Below are 15,278 nucleotides of genomic sequence, written 5' to 3' on the forward strand. Positions count from 1 at the left end.
CGGAACCAAGACCCTCACGGAGTCGCCATGCGCCCGATCCGTATCGCCGCCCTCGGCGGCTCACTGCGTTCAGCGTCGGTGTCCGCGGCGGCCCTGCGCGCCTGCGCCATGCGGGCCCGCAGGGCGGGGGCCCAGGTCACCCTGCTGAACGGCCCCGACCTGGCCCTGCCGCTGTACGACCCGCAGACCGCCGGCCGAACCCCGCAGACCCGGCGGATGCTCGCGGCGCTGCGCGCCGCCGACGGTGTGTTGCTGGCCAGCCCGACGTACCACGGTGGCATGTCGGGGCTGCTGAAGAACGCGCTGGACCACACCGAGGAGCTGGCCCAGGAGACGCCCTGCTATCTGGACGGGCGGGCGATCGGCTGCCTGACCGTGGCGTGGAACGACGTGGCGGGGGCCTCAGCGCTCGCCGGACTGCGCTCCTCCGCCCAGGCGTTGCGCGGCTGGACGGTGCCGATGGGAGTGGTCGTGCCGGCCGGCACGGACTTCGCCGCCGACGACACCTGCGCGGATCTCCGTACGGCCCGCAGACTCGACATCCTCACCGACCAGGTCCTGGACTTCGCACGGATGCGGGCCGCCCGCCCTGCCGTGCCCGCGGACCGGCCCGCGGTCGGCGCCTCGGCTGTCGGCTAGGCGGCGCGGCGAACGTGTGACAGGCGGAGGGCCGGACCCGAGTGACGGACGCTGTTGGTCAATCCTGGGCTCTGATGCTTCGACCCGTCGTTATGCGGCGGGGCGGAGCGCTGTCAGGGGGCTGGTCCGGGTGCGGGCGTGGGGTTGGTCGGTGAGCCAGGCGTTGATGCGGATGAGGTTGATCGCGGCGCCGGTGAGCTGGTGCTGGAGGCTGGTCTTGCCGAGGCCCCAGTAGTGGGATCTGCGCAGGCCGCAGCCTTGCACTCCTTGGGAGATGGTTCCTTCGACCCCGGCACGGATCTTGTAGCGGTCCTTCCACGCGTCGGTCGCCTGTAGGTGCCGGGCCTGATGGAGGGCTTCGTATTCGTGGCGGGGTGGAGTCGGTCCGCGCGTTCCCGCCACCTGTCAGCAGTCCCCGTTCCTGGGCCGCGACCAGGATCGCGTCCGGCACCGCCCGCCCGGCGTCCCCGCCGACCAGACGGTCCCTGAACTCCGAGAGCACCGGGAAGTCGAAGCCGGGATCGGTCAGCTCCTGTCCTAGCGTGAACTTCCAGTCGATCCGGGCCCGCACTGCCTCAGCGGCCTGCCGGTCGGTCAGCCCCTCCACGAACTGCGACACCAGCACCATCGCGAGACGCCCCCGTGACCAAGCAGTCTTCCCCCGCACCGGGAACAGACTCCCGAACTGCTCATCGGTGAACAGAACACCCAGCTCATCGCGGACCCGGATCGCCAGGCTCCCTTTCGGGAAGGCCGCCCGCGCCACCCGCACCGTCTCCACCGGGATCCCCCTGCGGCCCCTGCGGCCGCATCGACATCGACACCCACCCCATACGACAACGTCGGCTCCCAAGACCACAACCAGGTCTGGGGAGCCAACGTCACGCGGGAGCCGGAATTCACCAACAGCGTCCGATACGGGTCCGGCCCTCCGCCTGTCACATCCGGTCAGACGATCAGTGGCAGCTGCGTGCGCCGGTCGGCCGCGCGGGCGTCGGCCAGCTGGCCGCGGCCCTTGTCGGTCATGAGATCCGGGTTCCATATCGTGCCCCCGTCGATGGCCACGGCCACCCGGGTGATCCCCGCGACATTGCCGACCTTCTGCTCGATCGACTGCAGGATGGTCGGCACCGCCATGCAGAACGGGGCCGTCAGGCTGATGGTGACCTGGGCCCGCCCGTTGTCGTCGACCTCGACGCCGCGGACCAGGCCGAGGTCGACCAGGCTCATCGGGCGCTGCCAGGACTGGCTGCACGGGTCGTAGACCTCGCCGAGCGCGTCGTGCACCCGCTCCGCCGCGCTCTCCCCGACGCCGCTCACGCGCCGGCCCCGGCCTGTGCGGGCGCCCACAACTCGGGTTGCATCTCACGCCAGTTGGACCACATCGGGCGCAGGCCGTGCTCGGCGCGCTGCTGCCCGAACTCGTCGTCGCGTACGGCCTCGGCCGCCGCGGCGAGGTCGATTCCCGCGATGCGCGCGTAGTTGCCGGCCAGGAAGCCCTCCCGCTGCTCCCGGGTGATCTGCTCCAGGCCGTACTTCTCCAGAACGCGGTCCGAGAAGGTGAGGCGGGCCACCTTCTCCAGCACCGGCTGCGGGTGGAAGTGCAGGGCGCCCGAGGCGTAGATGATCTTCTCGGCGCCGCCGAGGGAGATGAGCTGCGCCAGGGCCTCCTCGACGTACCCCATGCCATGGGTGAGGATCGCGGAGGTGATCTCCAGGTTGGCGTAGACGTTCGGCAGTCGCATCAGCGCCATCGCGACCTCCTCGACGAACGGCGGGAGGCCCGCGTGCACGATCTCGAAGGAGAGGTCGATATGGCGGATGGCGACCCTTTCGAGGTCGTCGATGCCGAACGGGGAGAGCGGCACCAGGCCGTTGGGCACGATCTTGTGTACCGCGATGATCTTGATGCCGAGCTCTTTGGCGACGTCGTACAGCGGCTCGAACGACGGATCGTCAAGACGCCAACTGTGGTCCGGTGAACCGGCGTTGGGATAGATCTTGATGCCGATGGTGCCCGGCACCTGCGCCACCTGCTCGCGCAGATCACGCAGGCAGCGGTCGATCCCCAGGATCGGGTTGAGCCCCGCGTACGGTATGACGCGCTGCGGCCACTTCAGGGCCAGTTCCCGGTTCTTCTCGCCGTTGCACAGGCCGTCCTCGAAGACGCTGTCGATGCGCAGGCGATGATTCACGGCCAAATCGACATCGGACTCGGTGAACATCGTCCGGGCCAGCAGCTCCACCGGCCAGTCGGTGCAGAAGGCTTCGCGGGGAATGCCCGAGCCCTCGGTGGAGAACCGCTCGTGCATGCCCCAGAGCATCTCCCGGAGCACATAGGCGTGCAGGTCAGGGTTGCCGGCCGGGTCCTGCTTCAGATTGCTGTCGGCCAGGTTGTACGGGTGGACCGTGGCATCGATGACGAACATGTTGTCGATCAACTGGGTCTCCTGTCGCAGCGGTTGCCGGGGCGCGTACGTCGGGAACGCAGCCTGGCGCCGAGTGTCGGACCTCGGTCTTCAGCGGGACTAAAGGGACCGGGAGAACACTGCTCGCACCAACGGAAGGTGACGATCCATGTTCTCTGCTCTGGGCTCCGCACTGCACGCCCGGCGGCGCGTCGGCCTGCTGCTGGCCGTCCTCGCCGCCGTCCTGGCCGGCTTCTTCGGCGGGACCGTGGACAGCAAGCTGACCAATGGGCTCTCCGACTACGACGATCCGGGCGGCTCCAACGTCGCCGCCCGCGAGATCATCGAGCGGGCCAGCGGCATCGACGCGCAGGAGGGTTACGCCCTCCTCGTCCGCACCGACGCACCGATCGCCCCCGAAGCCGCGCTCCCGGAGACCGTCAAGGCCGCGGCGGCGCTGCTGCGCGCCCGGCCCGAGGTCGAGAAGGTCGTCGACTACGCGTCCGCCGGCAACCCCGCGCTGATCTCCAAGGACTCCCGCAGCACTGTCGTCCTGGGCATGGTCGGCGAGATGAAGGAGTCGGCGACCGTCGACGCCGAGGGCGCCCTGCAGAAAGCCATCGAGGACAACCCGGCGCTGCGCGGGAAGGTCTTCCTCGGCGGTCCCACCCCCGGCCACGTACAGGTCGCCGAGGTGTCCAACACGGACCTCGCCAAGGCCGAGGGCTACGCGCTGCCCTTCATCCTGATTCTGCTCTTCCTGGTGTTCCGCGGCGTCGTCGCCGCCTTCGTGCCGCTCATCGGCGCCTTCGTGTCCCTGCTGCTCACCCTGGCCGGGCTGCGGCTGGCGACCGAGTTCATGGACGTCTCCACCGGCGCCCTCAACCTCGCCTTCGCCCTGGGGCTCGGTCTCTCGGTCGACTTCGGACTGCTGATCGTCTCCCGCTACCGCGAGGAGATCGCCGTGCACGGCGCGAGCGCCGAGGCGCTGCGCCGCACGGTCGCGACCGCCGGACGCACCGTCCTGTTCAGCGCGCTGACGGTCGCCGCCGCGCTGGCGGCGCTCATCGCCTTCCCGCACCCCTACCTGCGGTCGATGGGCCTCGCGGGGGTCATCACCGTGATCGCCGCTGCCCTGTTCGCGCTGCTCGGGCTGCCCGCGCTGCTCGCCGCACTCGGCACCCGCGTCAACTCCCTCGCCCCGCGCCGCTGGCAGCGCCGCGAGTCGACGGACGAGGCCGCCGGCAACCGCTGGCACCGTCTTGCCTCGGCCGTGATGCGTCGCCCCGGCCTCATCGCCGTCGTCGCCACGGCCGTACTGCTGCTGATCGCCTCACCGGTGCTCGGCATCCGCTTCAGCGGCGCCGACGCCGCCACCCTGCCCCCCGAGACCAGCGCGGGCCAGGTCGCCGACTCCCTGGAGCGCGACTTCGAGATGCCCCCCGCGTCGCCGCTGCAGATCGTCCTGGACACCCCGCAGGGCGGCGCCGAAGTGGACGCGTACGCCCGCGAGGTCGCGGACGTACCCGGCGTCGCATCGGTGGGCGAGCCGTTCCGGCTGGACGCGAAGCACTGGGAGGTGGACGCGATCCTCGATGGGACCCCGCTGGGCACCACGGCCCAGGACGCGGCGTCCGACGTGCAGGACCTGACCGCCCCGCACCCCGCCCGCTTCACCGGCCTGACCGCCGACACCCTCGCCCAGCAGCAGTCCATCGGCAACCATCTGCCGCTGGCCATAGGGGTGTTGACTGTGGTCACGCTTCTGCTGCTCTTCGCCTTCTCCGGGTCGGTGCTCCTGCCGTTCAAGGCGCTGCTGATGAACATGCTCTCCACCGGCGCTGCGCTCGGCTTCCTCGTCTGGATCTTCCAGGACGGCAACCTCGGCTTCGAGGCCCAGAGCGGCATCGAGGTCACCACGCCCGTCCTGGTCTTCGCGCTCGCCTTCGGGCTCTCCACCGACTACAACGTCTTCCTGCTCGGCCGGATCAAGGAGGCGAAGGCGGCCGGTCTCGACGACCGTGAGGCCGTCGCCGAAGGGCTCGCCAGGACGGGCCCCATCGTCACCTCGGCGGCGGTGCTCTTCTGCGTCGCCGTGGGAGCGCTCGCGCTGTCCCGGCTGGTCTTCATCAAGGAGCTGGGCCTCGGTACGGCCTTCGCCGTGCTGCTCGACGCGACGCTCGTACGGGCCCTCCTCGTGCCGTCGCTGATGGCGCTCCTCGGCAGCACCAACTGGTGGGCGCCGGCCCCGCTGCGCAAGCTGCACAGCGCGCTGCGCCTCGACCGGATGGAACCCCCGTCGACCGGGGCGGCCCCGAAGCCGGTGGACATCCCCCGGCCGCCGGACCACGACCAGCAGCCGACCGTCCGGGCAGGGGCGTCCCGACCGTGACGCGTTCCGGCCGACGCCCGCTTCCCCGTTGCCGCAGGAGGACTTGATGGACACCGAGACCAGAACCGCCCCGCCCCACCAGTACCCCTTCCACCGTCCGTCGGCCGTCGAAGTGCCGCCCGTCTACGAGGAACTGCGGGCCACCTGCCCGGTCGCCCACGTCGGGCTGCCCAGCGGTGACGAGGGATACGTGGTCAGCCGGTACGAGGACGTCCGTACCGTCCTCGCCGACCCGCGCTTCAGCCGGGCGGCCACCGTGGCGCCCGGAGCGCCGCAGCTGTCGAAGAACCCGCCCATGGCCGGCGGCCTTTTCACCATGGACCCACCCGAGCACACCCGGCTGCGCAAGCTCGTCTCACGCGAGTTCACCGCGCGCCGGGTGCAGAATCTGCGCCCGCGCATCCAGGAGATGACCGACGGCCTGCTGGACGCGATGGAGCAGCTCCCCACGCCGGTGGACCTCAACACCGCGCTGGCGTTCCCGCTGCCCGTGATGGTCATCTGCGAACTCCTCGGCGTGCCCTACGAGGACCGGGACCGCTTCCGCGGCTGGTCCGACGCTTTCGTGTCGCTCACCTCGCACTCGCCCGAAGAGGTCGTCGCGCAGCGGACGTCCATGGTCCAGTACCTGGGCGCGCTCGCCCAGCGCAAGCGCGACGAGCCGGCCGACGACCTGATGAGCGCGCTCGTCGCCGCCCGGGACGAGGAGGGCAGCCTCAGCGAGATGGAACTGATCACGATGGGCATCACCCTGCTCGTCGCCGGACACGAGACCACCGTCAGCATGATCGGCACCTCCGTCCTGACGCTGCTGCGCCATCCGGAGCACCTGAAGGCCCTGCGCGAACGGCCGGAGATGGTGGAACACGCGGTGGAGGAGCTGCTGCGGATCAACCCCATCGGCGACGGCGGCCCGCTGCGCGTCACCCTGGAGGACGTGGAGATCGCGGGCACCACCATCCCGAAGGGCAGCGCGGTGCTCGCCGCGATCTGCTCGGCCAACCGCGACGAGCGGCGCTTCCAGGAGCCGGGCTCGGCGGACGACTTCGACCCGGCCAGACCGTCGGCGACGGCGCAACTCGCCTTCGGGCACGGCCCGCACTTCTGCCTGGGCGCCGCGCTGGCACGGGCCGAACTCCAGATCGTCATCGGCTCGTTGCTGCGCAGGTTCCCGAAGCTGGCGCTCGCCGAGGACGTGGCGAAGCTGGAGATGACGACCGGGATGATGGTCCACGCCCTCAACCGGCTGCCGGTGACCTGGTAGCTGCCGGTACGGCAGGAATCGTGCTGGGACAGCAGCCGGTACGACGACCCGGGGCCCGGAGCGGTAAGGGGCCCCGGGCCCCGCCATGGCCGGACCCGGGAATCCCGGCGCGCGGGAATCCCGGCGCGCGGAATCCCGTCGTGCGGTGAGGACTCGTCCAGGTAACCCGTGCACCCGAGTGGGCCGGTCCCCGCACCCGTACCCGCGCAGAGCGACTCGTCACCAGTGGGCCGGCCACGGCCCACGCGAGGTCACCCCCCACCCCAGCAGGAAGGGACCCGATGATGAAGACCACCCCCCAGGAGAGCACCGACAACGCCGAGCCCTTGCCGGAACCCGGCCGGCCCGAGGCCGGTGCCCGTAGCCCGCGGCGGCGCAGGAGGTGGCCGGTGTTCTCCGCACTGGGGCTCCTGGTGGCCCTCACCGGCTACACAGTGTGGACCAACGTCCGCCCGGTCCGGCTGACGGCGTCCATCGAGCTCCGGGCGACCCCCGACGAGGTCTGGCAGGTCCTCGCGGACTTCGACGCCTACGCCGAGTGGAACCCCTTCATGAAGCAGGCCGAGGTGACCTCCGACGGGGGCCGCCTGGAGGTGGGCGCGCGGCTGCGCAACCAGATGAGCCACCCGAGCGGCGAGACCACCTTCACGCCCGAGGTACTGGCCGTCGACCCGGGCCGGGAGCTGCGCTGGATCGGCAGGCTCGGCCCGGGCTGGCTCGCGGACGGCGAGCACCGCTTCACCATCGAGAGCCTCGGCTCCGGTCAGGTGCGGTTCACGCAGAGCGAGCGCTTCAGCGGCGCCCTCACTCCCTTCCTGAAGGGTCAGCTGGAGGGCGAGACACTGCCTCAGTTCCGCGCGATGAACGAGGCGCTGAAGGAGCGGGTGCGCTCCGCGGGCTGAGCCGCGGCTGAAGCTGGAAATACGCACCGGCCAACGCCCGCCGCTTCAGCGCCCGACTGCCGTCGACTGTCCGGTACAGCAGTCGGCGGTAGCCGCCGCCCAGCCGCCCGTGCAGTGCGAAGAGCCGCTCCTGGCGCAGCTGAAGGCTCCGGGAGCGGCTGACCGAATCCTGCCTGGCCAGCTGGAACTCCTCGCTCGCGCGCAGCAGTTCGACCACACCACCGCCGTCCGCCAGCGCACCTTCGATCAGCGGGGCCAGTGTGACGGCGTCGATGATGGCGTGGTTGACACCCTGTCCCAGGACCGGTGTGAGGGTGTGCGCGGCGTCGCCGATCAGGGTCAGACCCGGCATCGACCAGCGCGGGGCGACGGTGGTGAAGATGTCCAGCGCGGAGGTGTCCGACCAGGCCAGAATCTCTCTGCGCACCGTGCCGGCGAGCTCGGGTGCCAGTCGGGCGATCCGCGCGTGCAGCGCCGGCAGCCCCTGCGCGCGCAGCTGCTTGAAGCCGCCCTTGGGGATGTTGAAGCCCACCCGGACACTGTCCGGCCTGGTCGGGATGAACAGCCCGTGCTGATCGCCGTCGATGCGGATGCGGTACGTGGCGGAGTCCCACTCGGGCGGCATCGGCAGCTTGAGCCAGACGACGTCCCGGTCCAGTGGCAGCTTCTCGAAGGGCAGGCCGGACAGCGAACGGGTCTTGCTGAACCGCCCGTCCGCGGCGACGGTCAGCGTCGCCCGTACGGTCACATCGCCGTCGGGGGTGCGCGCCCTGACCCCGGTGACCGGACCGCCCGGCTCCCGTATCAGCCCCGCGGCCGTGGCCTGGCGCAGCAGGGTGAAGTCCGGGTACGCGGAGCCGGCTTCGGCCAGTGCCGAGAGCAGCGTCGACTGCGGGAGCTCGATCGGGAAGGGCTGCGGGTAGGGGAAATCGGCGAAGTCGGTCCGCAGCACGGTACGGCCGGCGTCCATGATCTCCATGTGCCGCATCTGCTCGTACTCGCCCTCCAGGCGCTCCAGCAGCCCCAGCCGCTCCAGCAGCCAGACCGAGTCGGGTGAGACGGACTCGCCGCGGAACGACCGGTTGAAGTGCGCGCTCTGCTCCAGCACCACGACGGGCACCGCGCGCTTGGCCAGTTCCACCGCGAGTGTGAGACCGGCCGGGCCGCCGCCGACCACACAGACCTGGGTGCTCAGTTCTTTATCCACGTTTCTCCTGCCTCTGCCACCAGTGGAGGCCCCGGCGAATGCCGGGGCCCCTGGTGCGGGTGTCGGGTGGCACCCCCTGTCCGGGCTGTGTGCGGGGGGCTGGGGCTCGGGGGGTGGCCGGGTTGTGGGGGTGGGGGGCGGTCCGGGGGCTCCGTTACCAGGTGACCGGGAGGGAACTGATGCCGTGCACCAGCATTCCCTCCGGGCGGCTGAGCTCACTGGCGGGCACCGCGAGGCGCAGGGTCGGGAAGCGCTGGATCAACGAGCCGATGGCGATCTGCAGTTCCAGCCGGGCCAGGCCCGAGCCGATGCAGTAGTGGGGGCCGTGGCTGAACGCGAAGTGCGGGTTGGCCGGACGGTCGAAGTCCAGCTCGTCGGGGCGTTCGAACTGGGCGCCGTCCCGGTTGGCGGAGCTGAGGCCGGCCAGGACCGCGCTGCCCGCCGGGATCGTCACCCCGCTCAACTCGACGTCCTCCAGGGTGATGCGCAGCAGCGCCTCGTCGCCGGGCGGATGCATCCGCAGCAGCTCCTCGACCGCGGTGCCGATCAGCTCCGGCTCCTTGCGCAGGCGCTCCAGCTGCTCGGGGTGCTCAAGCAGCGACACCACGCTGTTGGCTATCTGGTTCACGGTGGTCTCGTGCCCCGCGACCAGCAGGCTGATCCCGAGGAAGATCAGCTCCTCCTCGCTGAGCCGGTCGTCGTCCTCGTCGTGGATGGAGACGAGCGCCGAGAGCAGGTCCTCGCCGGGCTGCTCCCGCTTGGCCGCGACCAGTTCCCCGAGGTAGGTGCGCAGTCCGAGCTGGGCGCCCAGCATCTCCTCCTTCGTACGGGAGGTGGTGGCCAGGAAGACGCTCGACCAGGCCGCGAACTTCTCCCGGTCCTCGAACGGCACGCCCAGCAGCTCGCAGATCACCGTGACCGGCAGCGGGAAGGCCAGCGCGGGCACCAGGTCGACCGGCCCGGTCTGTGCCTCCATCGCGTCCAGCAGGGCGTCCGTGTGCTCCTGGATGCGGGGGCGCAGGGCGGCCACTCGGCGGACGGTGAATTCTCGGGAGACGAGCTTACGGACGCGGGTGTGCTCGGGCGGGTCCATGTTGAGCAGGCTCTTGAAGTTCTGCGGCGCGGCGGCGAGGCGCGGCGCGCCCGGCTCCAGGGTGGCGGCGCGGCTGAACCGCGGATCCGACAGCGCGGTGCGGACGTCGTCGTACTTGGTGAGCAGGAAGGCATGATCGCCGCTGGGCATTTGGACGTCCGCCACCGGGCTCTCCTCGCGGAGCTTGCCGTACATCGGGCACTGCTGCAGCCCGGCGGCTCGCTCGAAGGGGTAGGAGAGAACCGGCTCGGCAGTCTCGGGCGCTTCGGGGTTGGCGGTCATCGCACGTCCTCTTCTTCTGCTTCAGCTGCGGCGGTCAGGTGCTTCTACGGCTGTGACGATCTGATGCGTGTCAGGTGGGGGAGTGCACGGTGGTCGACGGGCCCGGGACCGGGACCGGGGCGATCAGCAGGGGGTCGCTCGCCGCGGCCTCCTGGAGCGGGTAGTAGAGATTGGCGAAGACCTTGCGCTTGATGCGACTGCTGGAATTGGCCAGGCGGTACGCCGTGCTCCTGAGCAGGCCGGGGATGCGCCCGGACAGCGCGAACGCCTTCTCCTGCCGCAGCTGCAGCCCCCGGGCCCGGGTCACCGCGCCCTCACGTTCCTGCTGGAACCGCTGCGTCGCCCGGCCGAGCGCGGCCGGTTCGTCACCCTCGCCGAACGCGTCGGCGACCAGCCTGGCCAGTACCGCCGCGTCCGTGATCGCATGGTTGACGCCCTGGCCCAGCACGGGCGTCAGGGTGTGCGCGGCGTCGCCGATGAGGACCAGACCCGGTCGCGACCAGCGGGGGACGACGGTGGTGAAGATATCCAGCATCGAGGTGTCGGACCACTGGGTGACGGACTCCCGGACGCCTTGGGAGATCTCGGGGGCGAGCTCGTCCATCCGGGCGTGCAGCGCGGAGATGCCCTGCTGGCGCATATCGCGCAGGCCGCCCTTGGGAATGTTGAACCCGACCCGGACCAGATCGGGGACGGTCGGGATGAAGAGCCCGTGCCGGTTGTCGATGATCCTGATCCGGTAGGTGTGCCCGTCCCAGACGGCCGGCCGCGGCACCTTGAACCAGACGAAGTCCCGCTCCAGCGGCACCTTCTCGTACGGCAGACCCGACATCTCCCGGGTCTTGCTGAACCGCCCGTCGGCGCCCACGGTCAGGGTCGCGCGCACCTCGAACTCCCCGTCGGGCCCCTTGCAGCGCACCCCGGTCACCGGGCCGCCCGCCTCCCGCAGCAGCGCCGTCGCTACGGTTTTGCGCATCAGGCGGAAGCCGGGCAGCTCACTGCCGGCGTCCGCGAGGGCGGTCAGCAGGGGCGGCTGGGGCAGCTCCATGGGGTAGGGGCACGGCTGGTCGTAGTCGGAGAAATTGGCGCTCAGGACGGTGCGTCCCCGGTCCACGATCTCCATCCGCCGGGTCTCCAGCGTCTGGTCGCGGACCTTGTCGAGGATCCCCATCCGCTGGAGCAGCCAGACCGAGTCGGGGGAGATGGACTCACCCCGGAACGACCGGTCGAAGCGGCTGCTCTGCTCCACGACGACGACCGAGACCGACCTGCGGGCCAGTTCCAGCGCAAGGGCCAGACCTGCGGGGCCGCCCCCCACCACGCAGACCTGTGCTTCCACGGCTGCTGTCATCGCTCTGCCTCTCCACGGGAGTGATGGTCGCGCCGAGCATCCGAGGGCCGGCTAAAGCACGGCTTGCATCCGGGCCCGCAGCCACCGCCCGTACCCGCCGGGCAACACCGCGCAAGCAGCCCTTAAGAACACTCGGAAAGGCTCGGGACCCGCACCGTCGAGGGCATCGTGGGCCGAGGGCGAAGACACGGAGGAGGACGGCATGGCAGCTGTGGACACGCGCAACAGTGCGGACACCCCGGACACCGACGAGATGGTGCTCGTGCACCGCCTCTTCCTGCGGGAGTACGGGTCGGCCGCCCCCCTTGTGCGCGGCGTCGGCGCGCACAACACCGGGCGCAGCCGTACCGTCGCCGCGTACCTCGCCGCCCTCGCCGTGATGCTGGAGGAACACCACCTCGCCGAGGACGAACTGGTCTGGCCCCGGCTCATGAACGACCCGGCGGTCGAACAGGGTCTGGTGGAGCGGATGGAGGAGCAGCACGAGCGGATCGCCCGGGCTCTCGGCCGGTTGTCCGCAGCACTGCCCGACTGGCGCGACACCGGCGACCCGGAGCTGCGCGAGGCTGTGGCCGGGGCCTGCGAAGCCCTCGTCCCCGCCCTCGAAGAGCACCTGGCGGACGAGGAGTTGTACGTCCTTCCGCTCGTCCCCGAACGCTTCACCGGAGCCGAATGGGCGCGGCTGAGCGAGCGCGGCCGGGCCGCGGTCCCCGGGTCCCACCGGCTGTACATGCTCGGGGCGCTTTCAGCCGCCGCGGGCGACGACCAGCGGGCGGCCTTCCTGGGCCGACTGCCCGCCCCGGTCCGGCTGTTGTGGCGGCTGGCGGGGAAGAGGCTGCGGCGCGGCGCCCTGCTGAAACTCCACGGACCACCGCCGGCCACGACCGGTTCGCGCCGGTGACCCGAGTGCGGCCGGGGGCTCCGGCGCCCCGGCGAAGAGTCGGCAGAGGTGAGCCGGCGCCACCGGCGAAGCCGGCACAGGCGAACCGAGAAATGAGGCAGAAGTCGTGACCGCACCCGTATCAGTGCGCCCCCCGGAGACCGGGCGGACCGGAGCGCTGGACCAACTGCGCGCGCTGCACACGCAGGGCAGGATCGCCGCCGAGTACCCGGCGGTGCAGGGGCTCCTCGCCGAGCTCGACCAGGGCGCCGACCCCTGGGCCGAGCTGTCCCGGGCCGGCCGCCTGCTGGCCAAGGTGGCGCCCGAGGAGATCGCCGCGCTGCACCCCGGCGCGGCGCCGCTCACCGCCGCGATCACCGGCCACGGCACGCTGGACGCGCTGATCGCCCCGCTCACCGCCCAACTCGCCCGGCACGGCATACCGCTGCGGCCCCTCGCCGGCGACTACGACGCGTGGCTCCGTGACCTGCAGGACACCGGCAGCCCGCTGTACGCCCCGGGCACCGACCTCGCGCTCTGCCTGCTCGACGCCCAGATCGTCTTCGACGAACTGCCGAACCCGTGGCGGGTGGAGGACGTGGCGGAGGCCGTCGCGTCCAAGCTCGCACTGCTCGACCGGCTCGTCGCCCGCTACGGCGAGTTCGGGCCGGGCACGCTCGTCCTCAATACCCTGCCGCTGCTGCGCGCCCACACCCACCAGCTGGTCGACCACCGGTCGCGCACCGAACTGTCCGCCCTGTGGCGGGAGTTCAATGCCGGTCTGCTGCGGCTCGCATCGCGGCACCCCCGGCTGCACGTCGTCGACCTCGACCCGCTGATCGCCGAGTGCGGCCCGGTGCGCGACAGCCGGCTCGCCGCCTACGCGAAGGTCCAGCTCGGCGAGGAGCTCCTCGCCCACTACGCCCGCGAGGCCGGCCACCTGGCACGCGCCCTGCGCGGCCGGGCCAAGAAGGTCCTGGTCGTCGACCTCGACAACACCCTGTGGGACGGCATCCTCGGCGACGACGGCCCGGCCGGCATCGCGGCCGCCACGACCTACCGGGGCCAGGCCTTCGGCATGTTCCAGCGCACCGTCAAGCAGATCGGCGCCCAGGGCGTCCTGCTCGCCGTCTGCAGCAAGAACGACCAGGAGCCGGTGCTCGGCGTGCTGCGCGACCACCCCGACATGGTGCTGCGGGAGAGCGACTTCGTCCGGATCAACGCCAACTGGCAGCCCAAGGACGGCAATCTGCGCGACATCGCGTCCCGGATCAATCTGGGGATCGACAGCTTCGTCTTCGCCGACGACTCGCCCTTCGAGTGCGGTCTGGTCGCCGCCGGCCTGCCAGAAGTTGCCCTGGTACGGCTCGACGAGGAGCCGGCCCTGCACATCGACCGACTGCTCGCCGACGGCTGGTTCGACGTACGCGAACTGACCGCGGAGGACCGCGGACGTGCGGTGCAGTACCGCACCGAGGGCGAGCGGCAGGGCCTGCTCGACAACGCGGGGTCGATGGAGGAGTACCTCCGCGACCTGGACGTACGGGTCAGCGTCTCGCCCGTGGACGAACACGAGCTCGCCCGCGTCTCCCAACTCACCCTGCGCACCAATCAGTTCAACCTGACCACGCAACGGTTGCAGCAGTCCGACGTGCGCCGGCTGCTCGACTCGCCCGACCAGCTGGTGCTCGCCGTCCGGTCCGGCGACCGGTTCGGGGACAACGGGGTGGTGGGCGCGCTCTTCGCCCACTTCGACGAAGCCGGCCTGCACATCGACAATGTGCTGCTGAGCTGCCGGGTCTTCGCCCGCGGCATCGAGCAGGCCGCCATGGCCGCGCTGCTGCGGCACGCCGCGGACACCGGAGCGGCGGCGGTCCACGCCCGCTACGCGCGCACGGCGAAGAACCACCGGGTACGCGACTTCTACCCCTCGGTCGGCTTCGGGACCACAGCGGAGGACCCCGACGGAGCCGCGTCCTTCCACCACCCGCTCACGGAACTCCCCGAGGTGCCCGCCCACGTGACCCTCGAAGCGTCCTTCGGGCGCGGGCGCGGCTGAACACGGCGCACCGAGCGCACGGCGCACCGAGAGGCGCGCGCCGGGAGTCACACGCCGAGAGCCGAGACCCCCGCATCCCACGCCACGGGCCCGTCCCACCACCCACCACCCACCGACTCCTGCCGTCCGCCCAATCCCCCGGGGCGGACGGCAGGCCCATGTGCGTACCGGTCCCACGCCCGCCCTACCCCGCCTCGACGCGTGCCTTCAGCGCCGCGTTCAGCTCGGCGAAGCCCTCCTGGGACTGCGTGATGACCGGGCCGGTGAACGGGACCAGCACGCCGCTGAACCGCTCGCTCTGCACCACCCGGGTGCCGCCGGGCACCGCCGCCAGCTCGAAGCTGTGCACCCCGTCGAAGATCCCCGGCACCCCGAACCGGCCACGCCAGCGCAGCAACCGGCCCGGCTCACTCACCAGCACCGTGGGCCTGAAGGTCATCTCACGGCCGGACGCCAGCCTGAAGCGCAGCACCAACCCGGCACCCGCTTCGGCCCGGCCCGCGGCGCTCACGAGAAAGGGGTTCCATTCATGGAAGGAACCGAAATCGGACAGTACCGACCACACCCGTTCGGGGTCGGCCGATATCTCGATCGTGGAAGAAATTCTGCGCATGACCCAATACCCCTTTGCCTGGCCGTGGTTGGCGCAACGTTACCGACAATTCAGCGCCCGGAAGCTGCCGCCGACAGGGCGGAACGCACCGCGCAAGTGAGCCCTTAGCAGCTCCGAGCACGATCGGAATCGTCCGAACAACCCTCGCCGGCGCCATGCCAGCGGATCTCGGAGAGGTCAGGGAAAGA

13 protein-coding genes and 1 pseudogene are annotated in these 15,278 nt (G+C 71.0%); 6 read left to right on the forward strand and 8 right to left on the reverse strand.

Annotated elements, in window-relative coordinates; translation table 11 throughout:
* Positions 1 to 27: 27 nt before the first annotated feature.
* Positions 28 to 639, forward strand: a complete 612-nt coding sequence (locus tag ACLLJJ_RS32385) for an NADPH-dependent FMN reductase (protein WP_434597723.1) — start codon at positions 28 to 30, stop codon at positions 637 to 639.
* A 90-nt stretch (positions 640 to 729) separates the two neighbouring features.
* Here ACLLJJ_RS32385 and ACLLJJ_RS32390 read toward each other — a convergent pair whose 3' ends face one another.
* The 4 genes and pseudogenes from ACLLJJ_RS32390 to ACLLJJ_RS32405 all read right to left on the reverse strand — a co-directional run bounded on the left by ACLLJJ_RS32390 (position 730) and on the right by ACLLJJ_RS32405 (position 3,080).
* A complete protein-coding gene (locus ACLLJJ_RS32390; protein WP_434597725.1) occupies positions 730 to 1,041 on the reverse strand; it encodes a transposase in 312 nt (103 codons plus the stop codon).
* Positions 1,013 to 1,457 (reverse strand): annotated as a pseudogene (locus ACLLJJ_RS32395) (transposase); the annotation flags it as partial. The pseudogene ACLLJJ_RS32395 and the gene ACLLJJ_RS32390, both read right to left, overlap by 29 nt.
* A 130-nt stretch (positions 1,458 to 1,587) precedes the next feature.
* Positions 1,588 to 1,959: a metal-sulfur cluster assembly factor gene (locus tag ACLLJJ_RS32400; RefSeq protein ID WP_434597728.1), complete on the reverse strand. Its 372-nt coding sequence runs from the start codon at positions 1,957 to 1,959 to the stop codon at positions 1,588 to 1,590.
* Positions 1,956 to 3,080 (reverse strand): amidohydrolase family protein, encoded by a 1,125-nt coding sequence (locus tag ACLLJJ_RS32405; RefSeq protein WP_434597731.1) that lies wholly within the window; start codon positions 3,078 to 3,080, stop codon positions 1,956 to 1,958. Before ACLLJJ_RS32405 ends, ACLLJJ_RS32400 begins: the two co-directional genes overlap by 4 nt.
* A gap of 136 nt (positions 3,081 to 3,216) precedes the next feature.
* On the opposite strand from ACLLJJ_RS32405, the gene ACLLJJ_RS32410 reads away from it, so the two are divergent.
* The 3 genes from ACLLJJ_RS32410 (at position 3,217) to ACLLJJ_RS32420 (ending at position 7,605) form a co-directional block, all read left to right on the forward strand.
* Complete coding sequence (locus ACLLJJ_RS32410; protein ID WP_434597733.1) at positions 3,217 to 5,439, forward strand: MMPL family transporter; 2,223 nt, start codon at positions 3,217 to 3,219, stop codon at positions 5,437 to 5,439.
* A gap of 46 nt (positions 5,440 to 5,485) precedes the next feature.
* Positions 5,486 to 6,703 carry a cytochrome P450 gene (locus tag ACLLJJ_RS32415; protein ID WP_434597736.1) on the forward strand — a complete coding sequence of 406 codons (1,218 nt, stop codon included), beginning with the start codon at positions 5,486 to 5,488 and terminating at the stop codon, positions 6,701 to 6,703.
* A gap of 281 nt (positions 6,704 to 6,984) precedes the next feature.
* Positions 6,985 to 7,605, forward strand: a complete 621-nt coding sequence (locus ACLLJJ_RS32420; RefSeq protein WP_434597738.1) for an SRPBCC family protein — start codon at positions 6,985 to 6,987, stop codon at positions 7,603 to 7,605.
* Here the strand turns inward: ACLLJJ_RS32420 and ACLLJJ_RS32425 are convergent.
* The 3 genes from ACLLJJ_RS32425 to ACLLJJ_RS32435 all read right to left on the reverse strand — a co-directional run bounded on the left by ACLLJJ_RS32425 (position 7,508) and on the right by ACLLJJ_RS32435 (position 11,538).
* Positions 7,508 to 8,812, reverse strand: a complete 1,305-nt coding sequence (locus ACLLJJ_RS32425; RefSeq protein WP_434597740.1) for an FAD-dependent oxidoreductase — start codon at positions 8,810 to 8,812, stop codon at positions 7,508 to 7,510. The two genes, ACLLJJ_RS32420 and ACLLJJ_RS32425, sit on opposite strands and share 98 nt — an antisense overlap.
* A 154-nt stretch (positions 8,813 to 8,966) precedes the next feature.
* Complete coding sequence (locus ACLLJJ_RS32430) at positions 8,967 to 10,187, reverse strand: cytochrome P450 (protein WP_434597742.1); 1,221 nt, start codon at positions 10,185 to 10,187, stop codon at positions 8,967 to 8,969.
* A 70-nt stretch (positions 10,188 to 10,257) separates the two neighbouring features.
* Positions 10,258 to 11,538 (reverse strand): FAD-dependent oxidoreductase, encoded by a 1,281-nt coding sequence (locus ACLLJJ_RS32435; RefSeq protein WP_434597745.1) that lies wholly within the window; start codon positions 11,536 to 11,538, stop codon positions 10,258 to 10,260.
* 202 nt (positions 11,539 to 11,740) lie between these two features.
* Here ACLLJJ_RS32435 and ACLLJJ_RS32440 point away from each other — a divergent pair, with 202 nt between their 5' ends.
* Both ACLLJJ_RS32440 and ACLLJJ_RS32445 read left to right on the forward strand, forming a co-directional pair.
* Positions 11,741 to 12,439 carry a hemerythrin domain-containing protein gene (locus ACLLJJ_RS32440; RefSeq protein WP_434597748.1) on the forward strand — a complete coding sequence of 233 codons (699 nt, stop codon included), beginning with the start codon at positions 11,741 to 11,743 and terminating at the stop codon, positions 12,437 to 12,439.
* A gap of 106 nt (positions 12,440 to 12,545) precedes the next feature.
* Positions 12,546 to 14,477, forward strand: coding sequence for an HAD-IIIC family phosphatase (locus tag ACLLJJ_RS32445; RefSeq protein ID WP_434597750.1), 1,932 nt, complete (start codon positions 12,546 to 12,548; stop codon positions 14,475 to 14,477).
* Between the two features lie 184 nt (positions 14,478 to 14,661).
* Here the strand turns inward: ACLLJJ_RS32445 and ACLLJJ_RS32450 are convergent, their stop codons facing one another.
* Positions 14,662 to 15,090, reverse strand: a complete 429-nt coding sequence (locus tag ACLLJJ_RS32450; RefSeq protein ID WP_434597752.1) for an SRPBCC family protein — start codon at positions 15,088 to 15,090, stop codon at positions 14,662 to 14,664.
* Positions 15,091 to 15,278 lie beyond the last annotated feature (188 nt).

Source organism: Streptomyces sp. A5-4 (assembly GCF_051131715.1).
Lineage (GTDB): Bacteria > Actinomycetota > Actinomycetes > Streptomycetales > Streptomycetaceae > Streptomyces.

Excerpts from the sequence above, each read along its gene's own strand:
- ACLLJJ_RS32385 (WP_434597723.1), top strand. The coding sequence starts at position 28 with ATGCGCCCGATCCGTATCGCCGCCCTCGGCGGCTCACTGCGTTCAGCG.
- ACLLJJ_RS32410 (WP_434597733.1), top strand. The coding sequence starts at position 3,217 with ATGTTCTCTGCTCTGGGCTCCGCACTGCACGCCCGGCGGCGCGTCGGC.
- ACLLJJ_RS32415 (WP_434597736.1), top strand. The coding sequence starts at position 5,486 with ATGGACACCGAGACCAGAACCGCCCCGCCCCACCAGTACCCCTTCCAC.
- ACLLJJ_RS32420 (WP_434597738.1), top strand. The coding sequence starts at position 6,985 with ATGATGAAGACCACCCCCCAGGAGAGCACCGACAACGCCGAGCCCTTG.
- ACLLJJ_RS32430 (WP_434597742.1), bottom strand. The coding sequence starts at position 10,187 with ATGACCGCCAACCCCGAAGCGCCCGAGACTGCCGAGCCGGTTCTCTCC.
- ACLLJJ_RS32435 (WP_434597745.1), bottom strand. The coding sequence starts at position 11,538 with ATGACAGCAGCCGTGGAAGCACAGGTCTGCGTGGTGGGGGGCGGCCCC.
- ACLLJJ_RS32440 (WP_434597748.1), top strand. The coding sequence starts at position 11,741 with ATGGCAGCTGTGGACACGCGCAACAGTGCGGACACCCCGGACACCGAC.
- ACLLJJ_RS32450 (WP_434597752.1), bottom strand. The coding sequence starts at position 15,090 with ATGCGCAGAATTTCTTCCACGATCGAGATATCGGCCGACCCCGAACGG.